Origin of the sequence: Peribacillus sp. NPDC060253 (assembly GCF_042727425.1) — a bacterium.
In the GTDB taxonomy this organism is placed as follows: domain Bacteria; phylum Bacillota; class Bacilli; order Bacillales; family DSM-1321; genus Peribacillus.
Genome location: NZ_JBHXAS010000146.1, coordinates 1 through 10,130, shown reverse-complemented (window position 1 = coordinate 10,130; position 10,130 = coordinate 1). Strand labels below are relative to the sequence as shown.

Below are 10,130 nucleotides of genomic sequence, written 5' to 3'. Positions count from 1 at the left end.
TATTAAAATAGATTATTACAAATTTAAGTAAACCAATGTTCAGGAATACTTAAAGAAGGTGGCAATTTAGTAGTCAAATCGCCCTTAGCCGAGTTTACTTGTGCTTGAGTGAGAAAGATACTTCCCATGAGGTTAGCTCCACGTAAATCAGCATCTCTCAAGTCTGCACCAATTAGGTCAGTCACTCTCATGTCAGATTCTCTAAGGTTACAGGCTATGAGTAAAGCACCTCTCCTTTAAGGTCAGCACCTCTTAAATTAGCACCGATAAGGTCACTTCCCCTATTTATTTTGCTTTTTTTTCTTTGATTTTTGTTTTTCTTAACTTTTACACGTACTAATTCACTTGTTTGTAGAAGTAAATCATTAACAATAGCTCTATGAGCCGGTACATTTAGTTCCATGATAGATTTTGGATTTAGAAAAGTGAGTTGTTCAGTTTCCGTCAATGCATCCTGCAATTCTTTATATATAGGTTGAGCTTCTTCTAAGTTTAGTGCTTCATTTAAGTAACAAAGCATCTCGTGAAGTTGTTGCATAATTGGAAATACATCGAATATTCCCTTTGCTGATGCTGGGTTATTTCGCCAATCATTTCCTTGATATGTCACTTGCGAAACCTTTTGACCTGCCCCAAAGCACTCATATACAGTACAACCTCGATAACCTTTCACTCTGAGATTTTTATGAATCCCACAACGATAATCTGATTGCAAGTTTTTGCAAGGAGTCCCTCCATCTTTATTAAGAGCAAAATCCGCTGATTTTGCATAAGGCAAAGCTACACAGCACAAACCAAAACATTTTTTACAGTCTGCACTAAATTCATTTTGAATATTGTCATTATTCAATTGACTAGACAATACTTACACATCCTTTAATGAAAAATTCCTTTTAAATACTTATCTTGAGATGTGTTCCTCTACAAGAATAATACCATATAAAAACAATCATCATTATGATTATTCAGACAGTAGACAAACTCGATAATAATGGAGTTTGTCTTCCACTCCAGGCACTCGCTTTCCGCGGGCGGTCACCTTTTTTAATCAAGGAATTCATCTTTGTAAATTGTAATTCCTCTTTCTCAATGTTTGAGCAGCTAGTAAATATTAAATGCCATTACTGCTGAGTTTGATATTATCGCTTTAAAAAGCTCCTCGAATCAATTGATTCGAGGAGCTTTTAGTTCCATTAGATCAACTATATCTCAAGAACTGCAGTATAAGGGGTTTTATGATGCTCCTTGCTCCCTAATCGTAGTCAATAAATTGATGGAGTGTTGAACATCGAATGACGATTTAGCTTGAGGCTGACCAATGGCATCAACATCAGCAAGTATCCATAATCGACTTGTACCAACTAATTGCTGAACATGCCTGTCACACGAAAAGGCGATTCTCCTTGCTAAGGAATCGCCTTGATAATCTTTGTTTTCCAGCATTCATGTATATCACTTTACAAATTATTGTAACTTTCTTTATTACCAACGATTTTTATTAGCTTCAGAAAAAATATTAGTCAATTATTAATTCGTTTTGCTAATTATGATAATCGGTCCAAATTAATTGTTAGTTTATATCGATCTGCACGGTAAACGGATCTGACAACCTCAAGTGGCTTTTTTGTATCAAGGGTGCTTCTTCGTTCAATTAGCATTACCGGGGAACCCTCTGCAATCTCGAGCATTTCCGCCTCCCTTTTTTGAGCAATGGAGGCTTCTATCACCTGTCTGCCATGCTGGATTTTTAGGCCAAACGTTTTTTCTACATAGCTATATATGGAGGTTGCAGCTATTTCTTCCGTGAGACCGTAGGCAAGTTCTTTTGAAATATATAGCTTTTCATATGCCATCGGCAACCGATCAGCAAGCCTTATACGTTTTAGCTCGAAAATAGTTGTTCCCGCTTCAACCTCAAGCTTTGCCGCAAGATCCTGATCAGCTTTGACCTCTGTAAAACTGATTACACGTGAACTTGGTTCAAGTCCTCTTAAACGCATATCCTCTGAAAAGCTTGTTAATCCTTGTAGGGGTTGGTCGAGTTTTTGGTGGGAAACGAATGTTCCTTTTCCGCGCTGCCTGTATAAATAGCCATCATTCACAAGATTAGAAATGGCTTGTCTCACCGTCATTCTGCTTATTTGATATTTTTCAGTGTATTCTCTTTCTGAAGGGATCATTTCTCCTGGCACTATTTCATGATTTTGAATCGATTGTTTAATCGTCTCTTCAAGTTGATAATAAATCGGAAGCGGAATATTCTTTTGGATCATCTAGCGTACATCTTCCTTTCATCGTGATGTCAATTTGATTGGCATCCAGATTGGGGACATCTCAAGTAAAAAACTCACGATAAATAATTCCTGCAGATTAGATCTCACTTATCAGAAGTATCTAGATTTCTTTTTGTGAATTTTAATACAGATTCCCTTGAACGTTCAATTCCACTTTTATTTTCATTATAGTATTTTGATACATACGCATAGAAAATAATACTGACGGTTAGAAATTGTGCAAACAGCGAACTTGTTGCTGCGCTTCGAAACTTAGCCTCTGGTGCACGTACATGATGTAAAGACATATCGACTTTTTTAGTTAATCCATTGTTCCCCAAGCGCGATAATCCAATTGTTTTAATCCCATATGCTTTTGCAATATCAACAAGTTGCAGAACTTCTTCCGTTTCGCCACTATTAGAGATACAGAAAAAAACAGCATTCTTCGATGATGAAGCAAGCGCCGTGGCCGTAACATGCGGGTCTTGATTGGCACTTACAATCTTTCCTAATCGCAACCATTTCTGTGTAATATCTTCAGCAATGAGCCATGAAGCTCCTAATCCATAGACATAAATGACATCTGCATTTCTCATGGTTTCAACTATATTGTCTAGCACGGCTTCATCTAGATAATGTGCTGTTTCTTGTATAGCTTGGACAGAGTTAGAAACTATTTTATTTTTAATTGAAGCAATCGTTTCATTAGGTTCAATGTCATAGAATCCTTTTTTCTCTGGTTGCGAAGTAAGAGATGATAAAGATACCTTTAATTCTGAAAAACTGTTAACTTTTATGGAACGACAAAATCTTGTTACAGCCGAACTGCTGGCGTTGGCTTGAGCAGCTAATTCATGTATCGTCATCCTTATTGTATCTTTAGGATTTTCTAATATATATTGGGCAATTTTTCTTTCAGATTTAGGCAATTGATTTAATAAACTTTCTATTTTTAATAAGACATTTTCAACGTGCATATTATTGGCTCCCTTGATCTTTAATTACCTTAAATGCTTCAATGCTATGTAATAGCAACCTAAAGTGGACGATACGTCTTCTATAACAAGTTTTACGTCCGGTTTTTCAAGTTGAATATGATGAATAAAAGAGCTTTGCACTAATGGGATATTAGTCAAAATGCTACCTTTTATTGCAATTGTAACATGTTCACTAAACTTTAACTTCCTGCAAACATCAAGGGTATTTTTAGAAAGGTGATAACCTGCTTTTCTAAGAATATTTTGCGAGAAATCATCGCCAGTATCTGCATGTTGGACAATCAGAGGAACAAAAGCTGCAATCTGGGCTTTCGTTGAAGAATAAATGAATTTCTTCAGTTCTACTACACTGTGATAGCCTAGTTTTTTAAGGACTGACTTAGTTAAGTGGCTATAATTCAATCCTTCATCTTCTTCCTTGGTCATTTTTATAAAAGCCTGCATGGCAATCCAATAGCCGCTTCCTTCATCTCCAAGTATATGTCCCCAGCCACCAGCCATCTTCTCGGTTCCATTATGGATGCCAATACTTACAGAACCTGTTCCGGAAATGGTCAAAATGCCATCTTTGCCTTTTAGTAATGCAGCATGAGCGATAATTCCGTCATTTACAATGGTAAATGGGGTATTAAATGCCATTCTTAATGCATTTTCTATCCCCTCTGAATTTTCTACTCCTCCAAACCCAGCTAATCCTAAGCAAATGTAGTGACACTTTCCTTTAATAGGGGCCAAGCATTGTTCTATTGCAGAAATGATGTTAGCAATGGCTTGTTTTTCATTTATAAGCAAATTTCCATATCCCGCTTTGCCTTCACTTATTTTATGACCACCCAAATCATAAGCAACTGCTTCGGTTTTCGTGCCACCACCGTCAACACCGATAATATAACTCATATCATTCTCCTATTCATGAAAAAAGGGAGGAATGTTAATCTTCCTGCCCCTTTCCCTTTGAAGATTCTAATTCATATTGAATTGGAATTTTCCCCATGGCTCCAAATAATCTAGCAGAAAAACTTCCTCTTCTGCTAATCTGCCAACTACATTCGTTTTCCCTGAGTTCTTCATATCTTTCAATGCAATTTGCAATTCACCTTTATATTGCCCATAGAGCTCATTTTCAATTAAAATATCACCACGTCTAATATCTGGCGTAAATGTTGGTTTAAAATCTTCGTTTTTATACTTCACGCGTGATTGAGTCGAGCGAATAAGATAATCGGATACATCTCCACGGTAAAAATGAAATTCTTCCAAGACGATCTTTTTCTCTAAATCAGTAATGGTTTCGTGTAGATTTACATTAAATGCTAACAGACCACTGTTTAGCATGCTAAGCTGTTTCAATTCTTGTTCAGATGCGTAGGCATTTGCAATAATTACATCATCTATTAATCCTGTCGCAAACAAGTGCTTCGCTTGTGTCGTAATGGGCAATTCCCTGTGCATTTCTAATGTACATAATCCTTCCGTTATAGGCCAAGGTCCATATGTTGCTGCTTGTGAGCTTACGAATGCCCCCGTGCGGATATTATGCTTTTTGAAAGACTCACAGCATTTTATAAAATGAGGATAGCTCAACCCTGCATAGCGATGAGGATAGAAGTTATGTGATCCGACCAAGTTTTCTTTATTAGGTTTGTAATCCATGATGTTTTCTAAATATTTTGTTGCATTGCTCATGTTTATCTCAATTTTCAGGCCATATGGATTATGTGTCATAATCGACTCTTCATTTCCAGTAAAACCCATATCCAACCTGATTCCATACGCACCTAACTCTGCAAAAAATGATAAGTCATTATAAGAAATGCCTAAAGCCCCAAATACTCGAGGCGCAATATCGACCATCACTTCCATATTCAATTGATTGGCAAATAAAATCGTTTCTTTAAACTCTTTTAAAATTTTCTCTTTATCACCTTCGACGGATAGCAAGCATGTAAAGATCTTTTTGAATCCGTATTTGTGTGCCAATGCAATGTATTCCATGTCTTTTTCAACGGTGGAATGCTCTGGATAGATGGAAATACCTAGTTTGCCCATTGTTTAATCACCTCTTTGTTTTTATTACTGTTGTGGGGCTAGCTTTTTTACAATCCGAATCATATGTTCAATTAGTTTTTGTTCACTCATTGCCGTCATCAAGTGATCCTGAGCATGAATCATTAATAAAGTCTTTTCACTGGGAGCTCCATTCAATTCTGCTTGAATAAGCTTGGTTTGAGTCTTATGGGCCAAGTTTAATTCATCCTGAGCCTGTTTAATAAGTTCATCTGCTTTTTCAAAATTGAATTCTTCCGCTTCTGACAATGCTTCAAATGCTAATCCTCTCGCATTTCCACTATGAGATATTATTTCAAAAATTTCCATTTCGTTATTGTTCATTTCCATTGACATATCATTTACACTCCTATTGATGTTCGATTTTGAAGTAATCTTTCATTAAAAAGCTGTATTCCATATTAATGCTTGAAAATCATTCACGCATTTTTATTGAAGAACTTTGGTAAATATTCTTCATGTGCTTTTAACAGTCTTTGTAAAACCAATTCCGCCAGATCATCACTTGGGATAAGCGGGTTAATCGTTAAAGCTAACAACGCTTTATCATAAGAACCTGTAACAGCTGCTTCTGCTCCTATTCTTTCGAATGATTTAATTTGTTGAATCAAGCCATGCACTTGGACGGGTAATTTACCCATTGTCATCGGAATTGGACCATTTTTGGTGACAATACAGCTTACTTCGACTGCTGAATCATAATCAATTTCAGTAAGCGATCCTTTATTTTGTACATTTAACACTTGAATGTCCTTTTTATCATTATAAATAGAAGAAATGACATTACATGCTGCATCGCTATAGTAAGCTCCACCACGCTGCTCTAATTGTGGAGGCTTGATGTCCAGGTTTTCATCTTTGTATAGGTCGAACAAACCTTCTTCTAATCTTTTCACAATTTCAGCTCTGGTTTTCCCTGATTTGAATGCTTCCAGCTCTTCTTCTAAAATCATTTTTGTTTTGTAATAATAGCGATGGTATGGACAAGGAACCACCCCTAATGATTTCAAAAACCTTCTGTTCCAAGCTAGAGGAGCAATATTCTTCATCGTCATCTGTATTTCCGGGTCACCAAGCATATCAAGCACTTTATCTGTTACTTCTTGATCATCAACGAACACATGTATCCCGAATACCATATGATTTAACCCAGCGAAATCTATGTGTACTCTCTTCATTTCAACACCCAACATGTTAGAAATGGACATATGCATATTGAATGGGACGTTGCATACCCCAATGACTTTTTTATGCTTACTATACCGGAGAAGAGCTTCCGTTATCATGCCAGCGGGGTTTGTGAAGTTAATTAACCATGCATCAGGGCAAAGCTCTTGCATTTCTTCTGCAATTTCCAACAGAATGGGGATTGTTCGTAATGCCTTAGACAATCCACCCGCACCATTCGTTTCTTGACCAATTAATCCTAATTCCAACGGGATCCGCTCGTCTTTGACCCGTGCATCAAGTAAACCGACTCTCATTTGCGTTGTGACAAAATCCGCATTTTTCAAGGCTTGACGGCGATCTAATGTAAGATGAATTTCCATTGGAATCCCTGCTTTTTCTACCATTCTCCTTGCTAAGGTTCCTACAATCTCCAGTTTTTCTTTTCCTGCTTCGATATCCACTAACCAAAGTTCACTAATAGGCAACTCATCAAAACGTTTAATGAAACCTTCTATTAATTCTGGTGTATAACTAGAGCCACCACCAATTGTGGCGATTTTTAGCCCTTTCTTCTTTTCCATTTTCCTAACACCTCATAAGTAAGCATATTTTTAATAACATTTTAGCCAATTACACAATAATGGCATAACAAACCAGTGCGCTTACTGCTAGTAATGACAAGAATAATAGTGACGCTTGTTTCTTGTTTTTAAACTTACCTTCAACCAAACAAACAACCATCGTCAAACCTGCGCTTATGGCAAAGGTATTTCCTAAGTACAGTGAAAATCGTTTATCTATCTCAAAGGCATTCATTACTGTGTTAAAGATAAAATTAAAAACAAGAATAAAGCTAAAAAATAGAAAGGCACTTTTGTAACTAAAAAAGTGAATTCTGGATGTTGAATTCATGTTTATCCTCCCTCTCTCTATTATAGTAAAAGGAGCTTGGAGCACTTAGTCCAAACTCCCTTTTAGCGTGTTCCTTATAAAGCGATATTTTTATTATCTGTTGTTTCTACCATGTTTTCTTGTGCCAAAAGCTTTTTATCGTACATTTTAAAGAATGGCAGATAAATAATAACGGAAATTGTTAAATTCACCATGACTAGAACAATGGCTCGCCAATCACCGCCTGTTGAAAGGTAGGCACCTATTGGAGCTGGTAATGTCCAGGGAACCATTACATATGTGGGGTTTACCAGTCCTATGGACGTTGCTATATAGGCAAGTGTCGCACCAATTAATGGCGTTATTATAAATGGAATGATCAAAATTGGGTTTAATACGATTGGCATCCCAAAAATAACAGGTTCATTGATGTTAAAGATGCTTGGAACAATTGTTGCTTTCCCCATTGCTTTACTATAGGTAGATTTTGCCGTTAAGAGCATGGCGATGACTAACCCCAATGTTGCACCAGACCCACCAATCCAAATGAACCATTGGAAGAATGTTTCAGGAGCCACGTGGGGAATTACCTCTCCAGCTGCAACTGCTGCCGAGTTATTCGCTAAGTACACTTCCCAAACGGGACGAGCAACTGCACCCACTACTGATACGCCATGAATACCAAATGACCAGAAGAATGTAATCAAGAACACTGGGATCAATACACCTGGCAATGTATCGCCTGCACTAATGAGAGGTGCAACCGCTTTATCTACAAGTGAATGTAAATCAACAGCAAAAACGACTGTAATTAAGGTCATGACAAGCAGTACGATTGTAACCGGTATTAAAGCTTCAAATGAACGGGCTACTGAAGTTGGAACGGAATCCGGCATTTTAATCGTGATATTTTTGGTCTTACATAGACGTAAAATTTCAACAGCAAAAATGGAAACAATCATTCCTACAAAAAGACCATGGCCCCCGAGATTTGTCATTGGCAATACAAACCCTACACCATCCATCATTTTTACACCTATTGTGAACAAGAAGGCTGCTAAAGATAGTAAACCTCCTGAAAGCGGATCAAGTTTATAGCTTTGAGACAAACTGTAGCCTATACCAAAAGTAATATATAACGTCATAATAAACATCGTTAATCGATACGGTATTAAAATTTCTGCTATGTGTTTTGCTGCCCATTCACCTACTGCAGAGTCTGCTGAAACAGGCGGGAAAGCAATGATTAAGAATAAACTCCCAAAGATGATGAATGGTAACGCAGAAACCACACCATCCCGAATTGCGCGCAAATGTTTTTGCTCAGACAATTTAGCCATCGGTGTTGAAAGATTATTTTCTAAAAAAGCTACAAACTTGTCCATTGGTTGTTTTCCCCTTTTACGTTTTGATAGATAAGAAGTTCTCGTTAGGTTATTATTTTGCTAGGTCGATTACTAGTTTTAATAGCTTAGGACCACCAAGAGGACTGTAAGCTTGAGCAGGTATTGCTTCACATGGGACTCCCGCTTCATCGGCAGATGCCTTAAAGCCATCAAAACGATGCTTGACTTGAGGAGCTACCATTGCAACATCCCAACCGTTTCGAACCTCCGCATCAAATTCTTGTGAGCCAACAGCTAACACTTCTATATTTACACCTTGTTTTTCTCCTTCCTTTTTTAAAGCGCTTACAACGATTGCACTTGACATTCCACCTGAACATACGAATAATACTTTCATTATTAATTCCTCCATTATTTTTTATTAAAAGCTTTAAATCGTTTTTCTAATGAATCCTTGTGCCTTTTCCAAACGATTTAATGCTTCTTCATATGAAACATTTGTTAATATCATGACAATTGCAACTTTAGGCTGAGAATGTGCCTTTTCTAAAAATTCATCTGCAACTTCATAACTACAGTCAGTAGCGTCCATGATAATGCGTTTTGCACGTTCAACTAACTTTTCGTTTGTCAGTTGTAAATCTACCATTAAATTCCCATAAACTTTTCCAACACCAACCATTGAAGCTGTGGAAAGCATATTACATACTAATTTTTGGGATGTTCCAGCTTTTAAACGTGTAGAACCAGTCAGAACCTCAGGCCCACTTACAACTTCAATCGCAACTTTTGCGATCTTCCCTATCTCTGATCCTTTGTTACAGCTAATGGATACTGTACCTGCCCCAACTTGATTGGCATATTCCAAACCGGCAATGACATATGGAGTGCGTCCACTAGCCGCAATCCCTACTAAAACGTCTTTGTTTGTTAATTCGATTTTCTTTAAATCTTCAGGGCCTAATTCAAAACTGTCTTCGGCACCTTCTACTGCTTTAATGAAAGCCTTTTCCCCGCCTGCTATTATACCTACTACTTCACTAGGATCAGTATTGAATGTTGGGGGACATTCCACGGCATCCAATAAACCGATGCGCCCGCTTGTTCCGGCACCCATGTAAATTAATCTGCCGTTATTTTTCATTGCTTCAACGATCATTTCCACAGCTTTTGAAATTTGCGGAAGTTCTTTTTTTACACAATGGGCAACTTTTATGTCTTCTTCGTTCATCACCTCTAAAAATTCAAGCGTTTTCATTTCATCCAAACACATGGTCTTTTCATTACGACGCTCTGTCGTTAAATGCTCTAGCATACATATCATCCTTTTTAATTCAGTAGTGATGGTGTTGAAATATCTTTTATCTATAGAGAATATAACA

Annotated in this window: 11 protein-coding genes and 1 pseudogene; all 12 read right to left on the bottom strand. The window is 37.3% G+C overall.

Annotated elements, in window-relative coordinates; translation table 11 throughout:
* Window positions 1–23: 23 nt before the first annotated feature.
* Window positions 24–862: pseudogene (locus tag ACFWE9_RS23715) on the bottom strand (pentapeptide repeat-containing protein).
* A 371-nt stretch (window positions 863–1,233) separates the two neighbouring features.
* The gene (locus tag ACFWE9_RS23710) at window positions 1,234–1,443 is read right to left on the bottom strand and encodes a hypothetical protein (RefSeq protein ID WP_377359100.1); all 210 of its coding nucleotides are present in this window, start codon (window positions 1,441–1,443) and stop codon (window positions 1,234–1,236) included.
* Window positions 1,444–1,544: 101 nt separating this feature from the next.
* Window positions 1,545–2,273, bottom strand: coding sequence for a GntR family transcriptional regulator (locus ACFWE9_RS23705; RefSeq protein WP_230159591.1), 729 nt, complete (start codon window positions 2,271–2,273; stop codon window positions 1,545–1,547).
* Window positions 2,274–2,377: 104 nt separating this feature from the next.
* Window positions 2,378–3,253, bottom strand: a complete 876-nt coding sequence (locus ACFWE9_RS23700; RefSeq protein ID WP_377359098.1) for a MurR/RpiR family transcriptional regulator — start codon at window positions 3,251–3,253, stop codon at window positions 2,378–2,380.
* Window positions 3,254–3,277: 24 nt separating this feature from the next.
* Entirely contained in the window at window positions 3,278–4,171 is an 894-nt protein-coding gene (locus ACFWE9_RS23695; protein WP_377359096.1) for an N-acetylglucosamine kinase, read from the bottom strand.
* Window positions 4,172–4,237: 66 nt separating this feature from the next.
* A complete protein-coding gene (locus ACFWE9_RS23690; RefSeq protein WP_377359094.1) occupies window positions 4,238–5,323 on the bottom strand; it encodes a DUF871 domain-containing protein in 1,086 nt (361 codons plus the stop codon).
* Window positions 5,324–5,347: 24 nt separating this feature from the next.
* Window positions 5,348–5,677 (bottom strand): PTS lactose/cellobiose transporter subunit IIA, encoded by a 330-nt coding sequence (locus tag ACFWE9_RS23685; protein ID WP_230159587.1) that lies wholly within the window; start codon window positions 5,675–5,677, stop codon window positions 5,348–5,350.
* A gap of 83 nt (window positions 5,678–5,760) precedes the next feature.
* Window positions 5,761–7,092: a 6-phospho-beta-glucosidase gene (locus ACFWE9_RS23680; protein WP_230159586.1), complete on the bottom strand. Its 1,332-nt coding sequence runs from the start codon at window positions 7,090–7,092 to the stop codon at window positions 5,761–5,763.
* Window positions 7,093–7,141: 49 nt separating this feature from the next.
* On the bottom strand, window positions 7,142–7,423 hold the full coding sequence (locus ACFWE9_RS23675; protein ID WP_377359092.1) for a hypothetical protein: 282 nt from the start codon (window positions 7,421–7,423) through the stop codon (window positions 7,142–7,144).
* Window positions 7,424–7,497: 74 nt separating this feature from the next.
* Window positions 7,498–8,787: a PTS sugar transporter subunit IIC gene (locus ACFWE9_RS23670; RefSeq protein ID WP_230159584.1), complete on the bottom strand. Its 1,290-nt coding sequence runs from the start codon at window positions 8,785–8,787 to the stop codon at window positions 7,498–7,500.
* Window positions 8,788–8,839: 52 nt separating this feature from the next.
* Window positions 8,840–9,145: a PTS sugar transporter subunit IIB gene (locus ACFWE9_RS23665; RefSeq protein WP_230159583.1), complete on the bottom strand. Its 306-nt coding sequence runs from the start codon at window positions 9,143–9,145 to the stop codon at window positions 8,840–8,842.
* A gap of 33 nt (window positions 9,146–9,178) precedes the next feature.
* Window positions 9,179–10,063, bottom strand: a complete 885-nt coding sequence (gene murQ / locus ACFWE9_RS23660) for an N-acetylmuramic acid 6-phosphate etherase (protein WP_230159582.1) — start codon at window positions 10,061–10,063, stop codon at window positions 9,179–9,181.
* Window positions 10,064–10,130: the final 67 nt, after the last annotated feature.

Excerpts from the sequence above, each read along its gene's own strand:
- ACFWE9_RS23710 (WP_377359100.1), bottom strand. The coding sequence starts at position 1,443 with ATGCTGGAAAACAAAGATTATCAAGGCGATTCCTTAGCAAGGAGAATC.
- ACFWE9_RS23705 (WP_230159591.1), bottom strand. The coding sequence starts at position 2,273 with ATGATCCAAAAGAATATTCCGCTTCCGATTTATTATCAACTTGAAGAG.
- ACFWE9_RS23700 (WP_377359098.1), bottom strand. The coding sequence starts at position 3,253 with ATGCACGTTGAAAATGTCTTATTAAAAATAGAAAGTTTATTAAATCAA.
- ACFWE9_RS23695 (WP_377359096.1), bottom strand. The coding sequence starts at position 4,171 with ATGAGTTATATTATCGGTGTTGACGGTGGTGGCACGAAAACCGAAGCA.
- ACFWE9_RS23690 (WP_377359094.1), bottom strand. The coding sequence starts at position 5,323 with ATGGGCAAACTAGGTATTTCCATCTATCCAGAGCATTCCACCGTTGAA.
- ACFWE9_RS23685 (WP_230159587.1), bottom strand. The coding sequence starts at position 5,677 with ATGTCAATGGAAATGAACAATAACGAAATGGAAATTTTTGAAATAATA.
- ACFWE9_RS23680 (WP_230159586.1), bottom strand. The coding sequence starts at position 7,092 with ATGGAAAAGAAGAAAGGGCTAAAAATCGCCACAATTGGTGGTGGCTCT.
- ACFWE9_RS23675 (WP_377359092.1), bottom strand. The coding sequence starts at position 7,423 with ATGAATTCAACATCCAGAATTCACTTTTTTAGTTACAAAAGTGCCTTT.
- ACFWE9_RS23670 (WP_230159584.1), bottom strand. The coding sequence starts at position 8,787 with ATGGACAAGTTTGTAGCTTTTTTAGAAAATAATCTTTCAACACCGATG.
- ACFWE9_RS23665 (WP_230159583.1), bottom strand. The coding sequence starts at position 9,145 with ATGAAAGTATTATTCGTATGTTCAGGTGGAATGTCAAGTGCAATCGTT.
- murQ (WP_230159582.1), bottom strand. The coding sequence starts at position 10,063 with ATGCTAGAGCATTTAACGACAGAGCGTCGTAATGAAAAGACCATGTGT.